The 14,578-nt window shown below is 60.2% G+C and carries 13 protein-coding genes; 7 read left to right on the plus strand and 6 right to left on the minus strand.

Translation table 11 applies throughout. The features are described from left to right. Positions 1-150: 150 nt before the first annotated feature. Entirely contained in the window at positions 151-1,491 is a 1,341-nt protein-coding gene (locus AB8B33_RS26400; RefSeq protein ID WP_113183851.1) for an adenylate/guanylate cyclase domain-containing protein, read from the minus strand. A gap of 418 nt (positions 1,492-1,909) precedes the next feature. Here AB8B33_RS26400 and AB8B33_RS26405 point away from each other — a divergent pair, with 418 nt between their 5' ends. Beyond that, positions 1,910-3,259 carry a nucleotide sugar dehydrogenase gene (locus AB8B33_RS26405; protein WP_439017634.1) on the plus strand — a complete coding sequence of 450 codons (1,350 nt, stop codon included), beginning with the start codon at positions 1,910-1,912 and terminating at the stop codon, positions 3,257-3,259. Here AB8B33_RS26405 and AB8B33_RS26410 read toward each other — a convergent pair. Beyond that, positions 3,249-4,424 (minus strand): DUF3095 domain-containing protein, encoded by a 1,176-nt coding sequence (locus tag AB8B33_RS26410; protein ID WP_310382427.1) that lies wholly within the window; start codon positions 4,422-4,424, stop codon positions 3,249-3,251. The genes AB8B33_RS26405 and AB8B33_RS26410 overlap by 11 nt on opposite strands. Before the next feature lie 121 nt (positions 4,425-4,545). Here AB8B33_RS26410 and AB8B33_RS26415 point away from each other — a divergent pair, with 121 nt between their 5' ends. Beyond that, positions 4,546-5,025, plus strand: coding sequence for a class I SAM-dependent methyltransferase (locus tag AB8B33_RS26415; protein WP_439017635.1), 480 nt, complete (start codon positions 4,546-4,548; stop codon positions 5,023-5,025). A 7-nt stretch (positions 5,026-5,032) separates the two neighbouring features. Here the strand turns inward: AB8B33_RS26415 and AB8B33_RS26420 are convergent, their stop codons facing one another. Next, the gene (locus AB8B33_RS26420) at positions 5,033-5,488 is read right to left on the minus strand and encodes an Rrf2 family transcriptional regulator (RefSeq protein WP_439017636.1); all 456 of its coding nucleotides are present in this window, start codon (positions 5,486-5,488) and stop codon (positions 5,033-5,035) included. Between the two features lie 136 nt (positions 5,489-5,624). On the opposite strand from AB8B33_RS26420, the gene AB8B33_RS26425 reads away from it, so the two are divergent. Next, positions 5,625-6,530: an NAD(P)/FAD-dependent oxidoreductase gene (locus tag AB8B33_RS26425; protein WP_439017637.1), complete on the plus strand. Its 906-nt coding sequence runs from the start codon at positions 5,625-5,627 to the stop codon at positions 6,528-6,530. Positions 6,531-6,542: 12 nt separating this feature from the next. On the opposite strand, the gene AB8B33_RS26430 is transcribed toward AB8B33_RS26425, so the two are convergent. Together AB8B33_RS26430 and AB8B33_RS26435 are read right to left on the minus strand one after the other, a co-directional pair. Continuing rightward, positions 6,543-7,421 (minus strand): FkbM family methyltransferase, encoded by an 879-nt coding sequence (locus tag AB8B33_RS26430; RefSeq protein WP_439017638.1) that lies wholly within the window; start codon positions 7,419-7,421, stop codon positions 6,543-6,545. Continuing rightward, complete coding sequence (locus AB8B33_RS26435; protein WP_439017639.1) at positions 7,421-9,136, minus strand: adenylate/guanylate cyclase domain-containing protein; 1,716 nt, start codon at positions 9,134-9,136, stop codon at positions 7,421-7,423. The genes AB8B33_RS26430 and AB8B33_RS26435 overlap by 1 nt, the downstream gene beginning before the upstream one ends. A gap of 192 nt (positions 9,137-9,328) precedes the next feature. Between AB8B33_RS26435 and AB8B33_RS26440 the strand changes: the two genes are divergently transcribed. Both AB8B33_RS26440 and AB8B33_RS26445 read left to right on the plus strand, forming a co-directional pair. Beyond that, complete coding sequence (locus AB8B33_RS26440) at positions 9,329-10,423, plus strand: glycosyltransferase family 4 protein (RefSeq protein WP_439017641.1); 1,095 nt, start codon at positions 9,329-9,331, stop codon at positions 10,421-10,423. Next, on the plus strand, positions 10,413-11,180 hold the full coding sequence (locus AB8B33_RS26445; protein WP_113323672.1) for a polysaccharide deacetylase family protein: 768 nt from the start codon (positions 10,413-10,415) through the stop codon (positions 11,178-11,180). Before AB8B33_RS26440 ends, AB8B33_RS26445 begins: the two co-directional genes overlap by 11 nt. Here the strand turns inward: AB8B33_RS26445 and AB8B33_RS26450 are convergent. Further along, positions 11,162-11,992: an MBL fold metallo-hydrolase gene (locus AB8B33_RS26450; RefSeq protein WP_113323673.1), complete on the minus strand. Its 831-nt coding sequence runs from the start codon at positions 11,990-11,992 to the stop codon at positions 11,162-11,164. The two genes, AB8B33_RS26445 and AB8B33_RS26450, sit on opposite strands and share 19 nt — an antisense overlap. A 509-nt stretch (positions 11,993-12,501) precedes the next feature. Between AB8B33_RS26450 and AB8B33_RS26455 the strand changes: the two genes are divergently transcribed. Both AB8B33_RS26455 and AB8B33_RS26460 read left to right on the plus strand, forming a co-directional pair. Then, the gene (locus AB8B33_RS26455) at positions 12,502-13,617 is read left to right on the plus strand and encodes an ABC transporter ATP-binding protein (protein ID WP_439017642.1); all 1,116 of its coding nucleotides are present in this window, start codon (positions 12,502-12,504) and stop codon (positions 13,615-13,617) included. After that, on the plus strand, positions 13,610-14,569 hold the full coding sequence (locus AB8B33_RS26460) for an ABC transporter substrate-binding protein (protein WP_439017643.1): 960 nt from the start codon (positions 13,610-13,612) through the stop codon (positions 14,567-14,569). Before AB8B33_RS26455 ends, AB8B33_RS26460 begins: the two co-directional genes overlap by 8 nt. Positions 14,570-14,578: the final 9 nt, after the last annotated feature.

Genomic DNA, 14,578 nt, shown 5'->3' on the forward strand with positions numbered 1-14,578 from the left:
TTAAGGCACACTATCGTACCGTAAACGGGGTGTCTAGTTGATGACAGGCATGGGGAAAAGCAGCGCATGGCGTCTATTTTACAAGGCGCTTGATGCGAGGGTTCTCATGTACGGTGCAGCGGCTAAAGCGGCTGCAATGTTCGCGCGTGATTACTGAATGAATTTTTCGATCGGCGTACGTTTTACCTGTTTCTTGTCGCGGTGAAGCATGATGACCTGTTCGGCTTCCGAAAGGCCGTTCTGAACGGATTCGCGGAAGCCCTCGTCGACATGGAGGCCGGATGCCGGCGCCCGCGGTTGCAGCACCGTCACCTTCTGGCGAATGCCGCGCAGCTTTTCCTCGCCGAGCGTGATCCATTCGCCGCCGCAATAACCAGCGAAGGCCTGGCTCGCGACGACCTCGCGGCTGTATTTCTTCGTCAGCACCTGCAGGCGCTGCACCTCGTTCACTGCAGAGCCGAAGGCGGAGAAGGTAAGGCGGTCCTTCAGGCCGACATTGCCGAACATGACGTTGCCGACATGCAGGCCGATGCCGTAGCCGATCTTCGGAAGGCCCTTCGCCTCGCGATCCTTGTTCAGTTCGGCAACCCGCGCCTGCGCATGATGCACTGCTGAAAGCGCTGCCTCGCAGGCGATCTTGGACGGGTCCTTGTGGCGACCGCAGGGATAGACGGCCAGGAAGCCGTCGCCGAGGAAACTCAGGATTTCGCCGCCGTTACGGTTGAAGGGCGCGGCGATCGCGTCGAAGAACTGGTTGAGCGTATCGATGTAGGCCTGCCGGCCTTCCTTCTCGGCATACATGGTCGATTCGCGCATATCCGCCATGACGAGAGCGGCGCGGATCGTCTCACCATCGCCACGGCGAACCTGGCCGTTCAACACGCGTTTGCCAGCATCGCCGCCGAGATAGGTGGTCAGCATATTGTTGGCGAGCTTGGCAAGCACCGCCATCTTGGCGGCAACCGCCAGATGGTTCTGCATGCGCAGCAGCGCGTCGATCATATCGTCGGAAAAACCGGCCGGGCTATCGGTCGACCAGGAGCCCATCATGCCCTGTACCGAACCGTCGCCGAAGGGTTGCACGAAGGCGAGGTAATCGGTGACCTTTTCCTGCCGGAGATCCTCAAAGATCGGAAATTCGCTCGGGCCGTCAGGCATGATGCGGCGGCGGATATGCTGCAGATTGTTGTCGAGAAGATGGAAATAAGGGCTCTGCAGGAAACGGTCCGGCTTCTGGCCGGCCGGCATGCGGAAGCCCTCGATGGTCACGCCGCTGGAGCGCTTCCAGGTAAAGCTCAGCGCGTCGTAAAGCGGATGCAGCATCGAGAAGGTCAGGTGCACGCGCGCGAGTGGCAGGCCGGCGGCCGCAAGCCGCTCGCAGAAACCGCGCACGATGTTTTCAAGGTCGTCACCGGCCAGCGAAGAATTCGTCAGCCATTCAGCAACACGGTCCAACAAAATGGAGGATACGCTGGATTCGATCGTGCTCATTCTTGGTATTATCCTCATGGCGCACGTCCATCCCGAAAGGCAAAAACAACCCGGACCTGCCCATTCAGAATGAGCAGATCACAAAGAAATCAGGATGTACGAGCGGTATTATCGTGTCAACGATTGCCGATGACCGGCTATGACACCCGCCGGCTTCCGACCTCCTGGAAACGGGCGAGCAATCTTTGCAAAGTGGTTCATTATCATTTGCCAAAATAGGCACGCTGAAAGTGCGAAACAATGGGATTCTGATTTTTTTTGTGCGTCCCGGTTGCCGGGATGGCGGTCCCGAGTCATTTCGGCCACACCCTGTTGAAGAATCCAAGGCGCGGCACGACCAGACACTGCGAGCGGGCTGGGTTTAATTTGCCGCGATCATGCATTAGATCAGCGTTCGGATTCACTTTTTGCAAAAGGCATGGCCTTGGACGCACGCTCTTCCACCTTCGAGACGCTTTCAAAGAAGATTGAGGCCCGCACTGCGCGCGCCGCCATCATAGGTCTTGGTTATGTCGGCCTGCCGCTGGCGATCGCTGTGGCGCGCAGCGGCTTTGCCGTGACCGGCTTCGATATCGATCCGAAGAAGATCGTCGCGCTGGATGCCCGCCGCTCCTATATCGATGCGGTGACGAGCGAGGCGTTGACGGCCGAGATCGATGCAGGGCGTTTCTCTTCGACGACCGATTTTGCCAGCCTTTCGGATTGCGACGTGATCGTCATCTGCGTGCCGACGCCGCTCACCAAACATCGCGATCCCGATCTTTCCTTCGTGGAAGCGACGTCGCGGTCGATCGCCGCCCATCTGCGGCCGGGCCAGCTCATCGTACTGGAATCGACAACCTATCCCGGCACGACCGATGACATCGTGAAGGTCATTCTCGAAGGGACCGGGCTGAAATCCGGCTCCGACTTCTTCGTCGGTTTCTCGCCGGAGCGCGAAGATCCCGGCAATCAGCATTACCACACCGCGACGATCCCGAAGGTCGTTGCAGGCGACGGCACGCAGGCCCTGTCCCTGATGAAATCTTTCTACGGTGCTGTCGTCTCGACCGTCGTCCCGGTCTCCTCCAATGCAACGGCGGAAGCGGTCAAGCTCACAGAGAACATCTTCCGCTCGGTCAATATCGCACTCGTCAACGAGCTGAAGACCGTCTATGCGGCAATGGGCATCGATGTCTGGGAGGTCATCGACGCTGCCAAGACCAAGCCGTTCGGCTATATGCCTTTCTATCCCGGCCCTGGTCTCGGTGGTCACTGCATTCCGATCGATCCTTTCTACCTCACCTGGAAGTCGCGTGAATACGAGCTGCCGACACGCTTCATCGAGCTTGCCGGCGAAATCAATTCGGCGATGCCGCGCTATGTCGTCGGCAAGCTGGCCGAGGCGCTGGATATTCGTGCCGGAAAGGCGCTCAGCCGCTCACGCGTCCTCGTGCTTGGCCTCGCCTACAAGAAAAACGTTGCCGATATCAGGGAAAGCCCGTCGCTGCGCCTGATTGAAATCATCGAGGAGCGCGGCGGCAAGGCGGATTATCATGACCCTTTCGTCGGGGAGATTCCGCCGACCCGTGAATATCAGGCGCTGAAGGGCCGGAAATCTATCGACCTGACGCCGGAAGCCATTACGGGATACGACGCAGTTCTCATCGCGACCGATCACGACATGATCGACTATGCGGCTCTTTCGAAGAGCGCCAAACTGATTGTCGATACCCGAAACGTCTTCAGCCGGCTCGGCCTTGCAGCCGATCACGTCATCAAGGCGTAACGAGCACGCCGGAAAGCTGCTTACCGGTGATCTGGCTGGCGGCGACGGCGTAACCGCCGGCAGCGCCATCGATGAAGTGCATGTGGTCGCGCGACAGCGGCGTCGGTACGAAGCAGGTCATCAGTGCCGATGACTGGCGGTGCAGGCCGTAACGCGCCACGCCCTTTTCCTGCGCCTGCTTCAACAGCATCTCGATGCGGGCGAGGTGGGCCGCGTCGACGTCGATGGTCATCTTCAGTCCGTCGTCGAATTTGCGGAAATCCGAATTGCCCGAGACGTCCTTCTTGTAGCGGCGCGCGTTGAAATGGGCGAAGGTGATGCCGAATTTGTGCAGGAAAACGGTCAGGCCGATCTGCAGGAGAATGAAGAACTTTTGCCGCAAGCGTTTGCCCTCCGGCGCCGTGGCATTCACCTCGCGATTGATGCCCTTCATCGAGAAGGCAAGCTCTGGCCCGTCTTCCGGCACGGGATGCCCGCTGCGGTTCTGTTCGGCTGTGATGGAAACAATGCCGGCAACGAGAGCCTGAAATTCCGGCCCGGGACCGTCTTCGCCGGGCACGGCGATGATCGAGACGATCTCGCCGTTGCGGGCCTCGATCGGGCTCCAGCGACAGGAGAGGCCGCTCAGATCCGGCCGTGTGCCGGGCGCGGCTTTTTCGACGCCGTACCGGCCCATCTTCATGTTCTTCTCGGCCCAGATCGTGCCGCCGCCGGAAAACATCGCATAGGTGACGTAAGGACTTGCCGAATAGCGGGCGACGCGCACATCGAGACCTTCCATGCGGATATCGGCGATCGGCACGATGGCGATACGAAGATCGAGGTCAAGATCCTCCTTCACCCAGACCTGCGTTGCGGCAAGCGCCTCGCGCGCTTCCTTCTCAAGCGAAGCGGGCAAGGCAATCAGCGCGCCGTCGCCGGCAAAGACAAAGGGATAATCGCCCTTGCCGACAGCATTCAGCACCGCGGAGATGACGCTGGCGCCGGCCATGTTGACGTCCTTGTAGCGGCCGCCGGAAATCGCTTTCGTCGAGCCGACGATATCGGCCATCGCCAGCACCCACCCTTCGGGCAGCGGCTGGTAATTGCTCTCATCGGTCACGCCTTCGAAGTCGCTGAAGACCGGCACGTTGGCGAAGAATGCGTCGTTGGACATCTCGTTCATGAGGCCGAGTTTATCACAGACCCGTGTTGCCGCTGCAATGGCAATTTGCGTTTCCGGCAATCGACTTACACTGCATCGATATGGTAGCACCACTGACATATTTTATGACGGACAGGACAAGATGAGCCGCCTCGACAGCTTCATTCGCCGATTGACGGCTCAGCGCGATATTCTCAATGCCATCATCGATCTGGTGGAAGAGGTGGAGGGGCCGGTGCTCGAATTCGGCCTTGGCAACGGCCGCACCTACGACCATCTGCGCGAGCATTTTCCCGATCGCCGCATCATTGCCTTCGATTGGGAAATACGCTCCTATTCCGCCTCCACGCCGCCGGCCGAAAATATGGTGACGGGCAATATCCGCGATACCGGCCAGGCGTTCCTCGGGATCAATGCCGCGCTCGCCCATGCCGATATCGGCACCGGCCATGACGAGATCGATGCCGTGACGCTGACCTGGCTGCCGCAATTGATGGCTGGCGTGCTTACCCATCACGGCATCGCCGTCAGCGGCCTGCCGCTGGAACATCCCGAGCTTTTGCCGCTGCCTCTGCCCGGCGGCATCAAGGAAGGGCGCTATTTTCTCTACCGCCGGAAATAATCCGGGCTTATGAGGCGCAGGAATAGGATGTAGCCGAAAGCGCGGCAAATTTTGCCTCGAAGTCGGCCGCGATTTTGTCCAGCGTCACGCTGCCCAATCGCCGCAGGAGCAGGGCCTGTGCCTCCTTCATCGCATCGTCGATAGCGGCATTCACGGCCTGTTCCACAAGGCATTTCGGTTGATCGTCGGCTGGGCCGATGGCGAAAAGATGCGGCTCGCCTATGGCGTGGTAGACATCGAGCAGGGTGATTTCCGACAACGGACGCACCAGCGTCCAGCCCCCGCCATGCCCCTTTTCGGAACGGACATAGCCCTGTTCGCGAAGGCCGGCCATGGTGCGACGGACGACGACGGGATTGGTGTTCAGCATCTTTGCAATCATTTCGGAGGTCGCCGAATGCTCGTGCCTATCCATGTGGATCAGCACGTGCAGCATGCGTGAAAGGCGGCTGTCATTGCGCATGAGATTCTATTCCCGTCGATCGAATGGGCCATTATCACAAGCAGATCGTAACAAGACAAGTAACATGATGCTTGACTGCACCGTTTCATGTAACTTATGTTGCTTCATGATCGGGGCGGCGTCAAAGGAGAGTTTCATGTCATTCGAGGTCATCGTCATCGGCGGTAATTTCGCCGGCCTGTCTGCGGCCATGCAGCTTGCCCGGGCGCGCCGCCGCGTTCTGCTGATCGATGCGGGCGCGCCGCGCAATCGATTTTCGCAGGCGTCACATGGCTTCCTGGGCCAGGACGGCCAGACGCCGACAGCGATCATGCGGGAGGGAAAGCGGCAGCTTTCGCTTTATCCGACCGTCACCATTCGCGACGGGGAGGTTGTTCAGGCGCGTGCCGATGGCGACGAATTCGTCATCGGCATCACGGGTGGTGACGAAGAAAGGGCAGCGCGCATCGTCCTGGCAACCGGCATAAGCGACACGCTGCCTGAAATCCCCGGGCTGCGGGACCGATGGGGGCGCTCCGTGCTGCACTGCCCCTATTGCCACGGTTATGAGGTGAGCGGTGGTAAGCTCGGCGTTCTCGCAAACCATCCGCATTCGGCACATGCGGCCATGCTAATTCCCGACTGGGGAGAGACAACCTATTTCACCCAAGCGCTGTTCGAGCCGGATGAAGGGCAACTCGCAGGGCTGACCGCTCGCGGTGTACGGATCGAGCGCAGCCCTGTCGTGGAATTATTGGGCGACACTCCCAGGCTTGAGGCCGTTCGCCTCGCCGATGGCCGGGTCGTGCGGCTGGACGCTGTGTTCGTCGCTCCGAAAACGGCAATGGCAAGCCCGGTTGCCGAACAACTCGGCTGTGTCTTCGACGACGGTCCGTTCGGTCCGCTCATCCGGACCGGCGATAACAAGGAAACAACCGTCAAGGGTGTCTTTGCCGCCGGCGATGCGGCAAGCGCAATGCATAACGCCACGCTCGCTTCCGCTTCAGGCGTGCTCGCCGGTGTGCATTGCCATCAATCGCTGGCGATGCAGTCCGCCCGATAGTTCTTCTTCGGTCTAAGGCAGGAACAGCACGTCATATTGATCGAATTCGCCCGGCAGATCACGGACTTTCATCTCCTTCTCGCCGTCCTCGAAAACCACGAGGCAATCCTCGTAGAAGCCTGCGAGCGTGCGAATGAAGGCCTTTGTGCCCTCCTGGCCGTAAAAGAGCGGTGTGAATTCCATATAGAGAGGCGTGCGGCGGGCAAGCAGCGGCAGCATTGAGCGGCAGGCAACCGGCTCGTAACCCTCGATATCCATCCAGACGAGGCCAATGGCAGTCTGGTCGATGCCGAGCTCGTCGAGGATGCCGGTCACGGACCGCACCGGAACGCTGATCTTCTGGTCACTGGGGCTCTGGCGGATGGCGCTGCTCTTGCCGTGATTGGCGCTGTTCAAAAAAAAGTCGATCTCGCCTTCACTTTCGCCGGCGGCGCAGTTGACGAGGCGCACCGTGTCGATAAGACCGTTCTGGCGGATATTTTGTTCCAGAAGGCGGAAATTGCGCGGATCTGGCTCGACGCTGACGATCCCGGCAAATGCGCGGGCGAGCGCAAAATAGACTGTCTGTGTGCCGATATTGCCGCCGATCTCCAGCAGCATGCTGTCCTTCTTCAGCAGGCCGCGCTCGCGCAGGATCACGAGCAGCCGGTCGACTGCCTCGCGTTCGAAATGGCCCTTCCGGAAGACCTTGCGGCCGATATAGTCGGCGGGTGAAAAACTCATCAGATGATCGCCGGCATCGATCGTCATGGAGGTGACACGTGGCCCGATATTCTCGATCAGCAGCCGGCGGCCGGTGCGGGTGTCAAAGAAACGTGTGGCCAGCACATTGCGCGCCTTACGCAAACGGCGCTTCCAATATTTGCCAGTAAGCCATGCATGGCCGGACATTATTGTCTTTCCTTGAGCGGTTCGGCGGCTTTCTCTCTCGGAATGACGTAGACTTTCAAGGGGAGCGCCCGGCCACGCACATTGATTTCGCAGCTTTCGACCGTTTCCAGATCAATGCCGGCGCCTATCGCGACCGGCTCGGAAATGACGATCGCAGCGTTAAGCTCCTTGGCCGCCGTCTCCAGGCGGCTTGCGACATTGACTGTATCGCCGACGGCCGTCAGGCTGCGTACCCGCCCATAGCCCATCGTGCCGACGACTGCCGGGCCGGTGTGGATGCCGATAACGATCTGCAGCGGCAAAGGCAGTTCGTCGGAAAGTTCGGCGGCAAGCTTTTCCACCTCGGCAACAATCGCGGTCGCGGCAGCTACCGCCTGCCGGCAGGCTTCCTCAGGCGTGGTGTTGAGGCCGAAGAGTGCCATGGCGCCGTCGCCGATGAATTTGTCGAGCCGCCCGCCGGCCTGTTCCACCGCCTTGCCGACGATCCCGAAATAGCGGTTGAGCAGGAAGACGACGTCGAAGGGCAGGCGGGTTTCGGTCAGCGTCGTGAAATGGCGCATGTCGCAGAAGAGCACGGCGATCTCGCGTTCGCGACCGGGGCTGGTTTCCTGGCTGTTGGCGGGAAGGGCAGCCTCTGTCTGCGGCACAAGCAGCGGCGCGACGGTCAAGTCCCTATCCGGGCGGAGCTGACAGGCGAGGCGTACGTCGGGTGCCGCATTGATGCGCTTCAGAGTCGTCTGTTCCAGCTTGTCGGGCGGCGGCAGGGTCCAATAATCGCCGAGGATCTGCACGCGGCAGGTGGAACACTGACCCTTGCCGCCGCAGACCGAATAATGTGGCAGGCCGCCAAGCCTGCTTGCCTCCAGCACTGTGAAGCCGCGTGGCACGCGCACGGTCTCGCCGCCGGGATAGTGAACTGCGACCTGGTTCGCCCGCTCTTTCAGTCTGCGGCGCGCCCGTGCCAGGATGACGAGGGCAAGCGCTGCGGAGAAGCTGCCGTAGAGCCCGGCGCGGATCGTCGCGATTTTCTCGCGCGCCTCAGGATCGTTGTAATAGCGGGTATTGATCGTTTCCAGGTAATGTCCGGATTCGGCCTCGATATAAGAGGGATCGGACAGCGTGCGGCCCATCTCGACGAAACCGAGCAGCGCCAGCACGGGCAGGAGGATGGCGATGGCCAGAAGTAGCGATGAGGAATTGTCGTACCAGGGCCGATAGCGCAGCCAGAAATGTATGCCGATACAGCCGTGGATCCAGACGGCAAGCAGGGCGAAAGTCTGGCGTACGCCGTCCTTCGGCGAGTTGATCCAGAGCGTGCGAACGATCGTCTCATAATTATCGGTATAGCTGTAGAGCGCATGGACGATGCGTGTGCCGATGACATGGTCGATGAGCAGCAGAGGAATCAGAAGGCCGAGAACGATCTGTGCCATTTCGTTCTTCGGCATGACGAGGCTGCGACGCATATAGAGCCCACGCAGCACGAGCGTCATGTGGACGAGGACCGAGCCGTAGAAGAGCAGTGTGCCCAGCGGATTGCGCCAGATCGCCAGAAACAGCCGGCGCGCATCGTCGGCTGCCGTCAGCGAAACAAGCCCCAACGCATGGTTTGACATATGCAGGAAGATGAAGACGAACATCACAAGGCCGGAACCGAGCCTGGCCTTCCTGATCGTGCGCTCCGAAAAAATCCCTGTGGCCCAGACCGTCGTCATCAATTCCTGTTCTTGAAGCTCAAATCGCAAATGCACTAGAGAAGACGAAAAAGGGCGGAATTATCGTCTCGTCTAATCACGATCGCTTCGGTATGTCTGCCTGTATCGTTCAAGGATAGTGACAATAGCGGAAATTTTCGCTTACGGCGCGAGCGCCGATTGGAAACACACTGTCATACGCGGAGTGTCGCGATGCGGATTGCCTTCTACGCGCCGATGAAGTCGCCGCACCATCCGGTGCCGTCAGGTGACCGGTTGATGGCGCGGCTGTTGATCCGGGCGCTGGAAATGGCCGGGCATTCGGTCGAGGTTGTGTCCGAATTCCGCATCCATGCTGGCACGCCGGAAGCGGCGGCCGAAGCGCTGGCGAGGGCCAAAGAGGAGCTTGAGCGGCTTCGACGCAAATGGCGGGAGGAGCCGAAGCCGGAGCTCTGGTTCTGCTATCATCCCTACTACAAGTCCCCCGATCTCTTCGGACCCGCGATCGCGGCGGAATTCACGGTTCCCTACGTTACGGCGGAAGCCTCCTATTCGCGCAAGCGCGACGGAATGGGGTGGGCCTTGCTCCAGAAATCGGTGGGCGAGGCGATCCGCTGTGCGGCGGTCAATATCGCCTTTACCGAACGCGACCGGAAAGGATTGGAAGACGTCTTTCCCGAAGCGCGTATTGCCCGAATAAAGCCGTTCATCGACACAGCGTTTTTCGAGACGGTAACGCCTGCTCCCGATCCGCAACGCTTGGTGAGCGTGGCCATGATGCGGGCCGGTGACAAGATGGAGAGCTACAAGATGCTCGCTGCGGCACTGCGCATGATCGAGGATCGGCCCTGGACGCTCGGCATCATTGGCGACGGTCCGTTAAGGGCTGAGGTGGAGGCGCTGTTTGCGGGTTTTGCCCCCAGTCGTATCGACTGGCTCGGCCAGAGGGAGCCGGAAGAGATAGCCGAACTGCTTTCGAAGAGTGGCATCTATGTGTGGCCAGGCTGCGGCGAAGCCTATGGACTTGCCTATCTCGAAGCGCAGGCGGCGGGTCTTCCTGTCGTGGCGCAGAAGACCGCCGGCGTGCCTGCCGTGGTGGAGGCCGATATGACCGGGCTACTGACGCCTGATGGCGATATGCAAGCCTATGCGCGAGCCATTGCCGTACTGCTGGATGACCGGGCGCGCCGTGACGTCATGGCATCCGCCGCCCGCCGCTTCGTCCTCGACGAGCGTTCGCTTGCTGGCGCGTCGAAAGAACTGGATTTGATCCTACGTAATCATGCAGGAGCAGCATATGATCGATAGCAGTATCCTCGAGCCGTTGTATCGGGAGCTGGAGCGCTGGCGCGACGCCGGCCGCGTGGCAAGGCTCTGGCTGCGGGATGACGATGCAATCGAGCCGACGGCGGCGCTGGAGCGACTGCTCGCCGAGACGAAAAACTACGGCATCCCGATTACGCTTGCGATCATTCCGGCCCTTACCGGCGCACCTCTCGCTCAGCGGCTTGCGGACGAGGCGCATGTCAGTGTCGCGGTTCACGGCTGGGCGCATCACAATTATGCCGGACCTGACGACAAGAAACAGGAACTCGGTGGATCACGGCTGGAAGAGACCATTCTCGGCGAGCTCTATGAAGGCTTCCTGAAGTTGAAGGATCTCTACCCGACACGCTTTCTGACGATGCTGGTTCCGCCCTGGAACAGAATCGACAAGGGTCTCATTCCTAAGCTGTCGGCGCTCGGCTTCGAATCCCTTTCGACCTACGGACGCGTCAAGGGCGAAAGCCCGCTTGCCGTCGTCAACTCTCATGTCGACCTTATGGACTGGCACGGCACCCGTGGCGGGCGGCCGATGGCAGACCTGATCGGCGCACTGGTCGCCGAGCTGCAGGACAGGTTCGAGGGCAGCAGCGAGCCGATCGGCGTGCTCGGGCATCATCTGGTGCATGATGCGGCCGCCTGGGATTTCCTTGCCGAACTCTTTGAGGCGACCGCAGGCCACCCCGCTGTGGAATGGGTTTCAGCAGGCACGTTGGTGAAGGATCAGATGTCGACGACCTGATTGTCGCGGGCGGCAAAGGCACCGGCAAAGGCGGCCTGCGCCTCGCTTTCCATGACGGCAAGCTGTTCATCGGTGCGCGACGGCGCATGATGGAACAAGGCGAAGCGCTTTGCGCCTGCCATCTTCGCAAGTTCAGTGCCGTGCTGCCACGTAGAGTGGCCGAAACCCTTGAAGCGCTGCATCTCGTCTTCGTTATAGGTGCAGTCGTAGACGACGAGATCGGCGTCCTTCATCATCTCAAGCGCCACCGGATCATGCGTGCCCGGAATGTGCTCGATGTCGTAGATCAGCGCCACGATGCGGCCCTTCCAGTGGATGCGATAACCGATCGCACCGCCCGGATGGTTCAGCATGTATGTCTGCATTTCGACGCCTTCATGCGGGGTCAGCGTCTGGCCCGCATGGAAATCGCGGAAATTCATCGTCGCCTGACAGATATCGGTCTTTACCGGAAACCAGGGCGGGCTGATGAACTGCTCGACCATCTCGCGCGTGCTCATCTTGCCGTCCAGATGGCCGGACCAGATGTTGACGTTGATCGACGGGTAGTAGATCGCCTTGAAAAAGGGCAGGCCGATGATGTGGTCGTAATGGCAGTGACTGAAGAAGAGGTCGACATCATGGACCTCATCCGCAAGAAGCGAAAGGCCAGCCTCGCGCAGTCCCGAGCCTGCGTCGAAGATCATCCGGTGCTCGCCGCAGCGAATTTCTATGCAGGAGGTGTTGCCTCCATATCGGTCGAATTCCGGGCCTGACACGGGAATGCTTCCCCGAACGCCCCAAAATTTTACCTGAAACAGATCGTTACTCATTTTCCTTCAAACCAGCTTTCCCGCTTCGTCATCGTAGTCACCATCGATCCCGATGCGAAGCTGCAGAATTCCACGGGTTTGCCTATATCCCCTCGCACTCTTCTAACGGCTAGCCGAAGAAGAAGTAGATTTTCCTAAGCAATCGGCTTTTGGCTCAGAATGCAAGCCGGTATGGTTCGTTTTCTGTAAACGTTCCGGCGTATGCGAGGTCGCGACATTTCCCGCGGGATCATGCGACTTAAATGGTTGCGCGCGACCGAAAATGCAAATCCCCTGCTTTTGGCGGTGCTGAAGCCGCGGAACGGCCTGAAAAATGCGTCGAAGTTGGACAGCGGCAAAGCGCGGCGGCGTGAAGGCTGCGTGTCTTAGTAGTGGACCCCGGCACGAGACGCCAACGTCCGCTTCTGCAGAAGATATTGTCATAAAACTGAAATAGATCTGTCGCAGAGCTGTCATCCGGGGTGCCTAAATGTCGCCATACTTTCTTTAAAGCGACATTTGGTCTGCCCATGAACGCCCCCTCAATTCGATCGTCCTCTGCCGTTGCCGCGGCGGGCCTGGAATTGAGCTACGGGCGAACGCAGATCCTCAAAGGCATTGATTTTTCTCTGGAAAAGGGCAAGACGCTGGCGTTGCTCGGCCCTTCGGGCTGCGGCAAAACCACGCTTCTTAGGCTGGTTGCAGGCCTGCTTGCGCCGACCAAGGGGGCTGTTTCGATTGCCGGTACCATCGTTGCCGATGATACGACCGGCGCCTTCGTTCCCCCGGAGAGGCGCGGGCTCGGCATGGTCTTCCAGGACTATGCGCTCTGGCCGCATCTAACGGTCGGCGGCAATGTCTCCTTTCCGCTTGAAATGCGCGGCGTCGGCAAGGCGGAGCGCCATACCCGGACGATGCGCGCCCTTGAGCGCGTCGGCCTTTCGGCCTATGCCGACCGGCGGCCAAGCGATCTCTCCGGCGGCCAGCAGCAGCGCGTGGCGATTGCGCGCGCCATCGTCGCCGAGCCGCAGCTTATCCTTTTCGATGAACCGCTTTCCAACCTCGACCGCGAACTGCGCGAAAACATGGTGGGCGAGCTCGCCGAGCTCATCTCCACACTCTGCCTGACGGCGATCTATGTGACGCACGACCATAGCGAGGCGCTGACGCTGGCTGATGAGGTCGCGGTCATGCGCTCCGGCCTTATCGAGCAGCTTGCCTCGCCTGACGACCTGATCGAGCGGCCGGCCACACCCGAGGTTGCCGACTTCCTGCGGCTTGGCTGCCTCGCCGATATCGCGCGGCGCGGACGCGCCTGGTACTTCAAGGACAGCGACATCGTGCTGACCGAAGCCGAAGGAGTTGCCGGCGACGGCGCTCGCGTGCTGATCCCGGTCGCCTGCATCTCGGCCGGTGAAGCCTCTCCCGATCGACTAGCCGCCACCGTGCTGCGTTCGCAGTTCCGCGGCGATGGGCATCTGGCAAGCGTTTCGCTCTCCGGTCTGCCCGGCTTGGAATTGCAGGTTCTGAGCCGCGCCAAGCTGCGTGCCGGCGAGACGGTCGGCCTTTCGATCGACTCAGCGCAAATCCGTTGGTTTCAGCAGAAAATACACCAATCCATAGAGGAGAAACTGGAACATGTTTAAGTCATTGAAGAGCATCACTTTTGGCGTCGTCGTCGCCGCCCTGATGGCCGGTGTCGCCCATGCCGACGTCACCGTTTATACCGCCGGCCCGCAGAGCCTCATCGACAAGCTGTCGGCCGGCTTCACCAAGCAGACCGGCGTCAAGGTCAATGTTTTCCAGGCAACGACCGGCAAGGTCATGGCCCGTATCGAAGCCGAAGCCGCAAACCCCGTTGTCGACGTCGTCATCTCGGCTTCCTGGGATACGGCCAACGACTTTGCCAAGCGCGGCTGGCTCGTCAACTATTCGAGCCCGAACGCAGCCAAGGTTCCGGATTTCCTGAAGTCCGAGGGCGCCGTTGCACAGGGCATCTCGGCTCTCGGCATCGTCTGGAACTCCAAGAGCGGCACGCCGAAGCCGTCCGAATGGGCCGACCTGACGAAGCCGGAATACAAGGACCTCGTCAATATTCCGGATCCGGCGCAGTCCGGTTCATCCTTCGAACTGACCGCTGCTCTCGGCGGCCAGGACGACTGGAAGCTCTTCAAGGCTCTGCAGGCAAACGGCGCCATCATCGCCGGCGCAAATGCTGACGCCCTGAACCCGGTTCTGCAGGGTGCCAAGGCCGTCGTATTCGGCGCTGTCGACTACATTGCTCTCGCTGCCCAGAAGAAGGGCGAGAGCATCGAAGTCGTGTTCCCGAAGTCCGGTACCGTCATCGCGCCGCGCCCGGCCATGATCATGAAGTCGTCCAAGAACCAGGAAGACGCCAAGAAGTTCATCGACTACATGCTCTCTGACGAAGGTCAGGCCCTGGTTGCCGGCGAAATGCTGATGCCGTCGCGCACCGACGTTGCCGCCAGCCGTCCGCTGATCAGCGACCTGACGCTTCTGAAATACGACACGGCTGCTGTTTACGGCAAGCGTAAGGAAACGCTGAAGACCTTCGCCGATCTCTACGGCGCCAAGTAAGGTCCAGAC

Source organism: Rhizobium sp. 768_B6_N1_8 (genome assembly GCF_051811225.1).
In the GTDB taxonomy this organism is placed as follows: Bacteria; Pseudomonadota; Alphaproteobacteria; order Rhizobiales; family Rhizobiaceae; genus Rhizobium.

Bases quoted from the DNA above. Each gene is read 5' to 3' on its own strand.
- AB8B33_RS26455 (WP_439017642.1), top strand. From the start codon at position 12,502: ATGAACGCCCCCTCAATTCGATCGTCCTCTGCCGTTGCCGCGGCGGGC.
- AB8B33_RS26460 (WP_439017643.1), top strand. From the start codon at position 13,610: ATGTTTAAGTCATTGAAGAGCATCACTTTTGGCGTCGTCGTCGCCGCC.
- AB8B33_RS26405 (WP_439017634.1), top strand. From the start codon at position 1,910: ATGGCCTTGGACGCACGCTCTTCCACCTTCGAGACGCTTTCAAAGAAG.
- AB8B33_RS26420 (WP_439017636.1), bottom strand. From the start codon at position 5,488: ATGCGCAATGACAGCCGCCTTTCACGCATGCTGCACGTGCTGATCCAC.
- AB8B33_RS26410 (WP_310382427.1), bottom strand. From the start codon at position 4,424: ATGAACGAGATGTCCAACGACGCATTCTTCGCCAACGTGCCGGTCTTC.
- AB8B33_RS26400 (WP_113183851.1), bottom strand. From the start codon at position 1,491: ATGAGCACGATCGAATCCAGCGTATCCTCCATTTTGTTGGACCGTGTT.
- AB8B33_RS26435 (WP_439017639.1), bottom strand. From the start codon at position 9,136: ATGACGACGGTCTGGGCCACAGGGATTTTTTCGGAGCGCACGATCAGG.
- AB8B33_RS26450 (WP_113323673.1), bottom strand. From the start codon at position 11,992: ATGAGTAACGATCTGTTTCAGGTAAAATTTTGGGGCGTTCGGGGAAGC.
- AB8B33_RS26445 (WP_113323672.1), top strand. From the start codon at position 10,413: ATGATCGATAGCAGTATCCTCGAGCCGTTGTATCGGGAGCTGGAGCGC.
- AB8B33_RS26425 (WP_439017637.1), top strand. From the start codon at position 5,625: ATGTCATTCGAGGTCATCGTCATCGGCGGTAATTTCGCCGGCCTGTCT.
- AB8B33_RS26415 (WP_439017635.1), top strand. From the start codon at position 4,546: ATGAGCCGCCTCGACAGCTTCATTCGCCGATTGACGGCTCAGCGCGAT.
- AB8B33_RS26430 (WP_439017638.1), bottom strand. From the start codon at position 7,421: ATGTCCGGCCATGCATGGCTTACTGGCAAATATTGGAAGCGCCGTTTG.
- AB8B33_RS26440 (WP_439017641.1), top strand. From the start codon at position 9,329: ATGCGGATTGCCTTCTACGCGCCGATGAAGTCGCCGCACCATCCGGTG.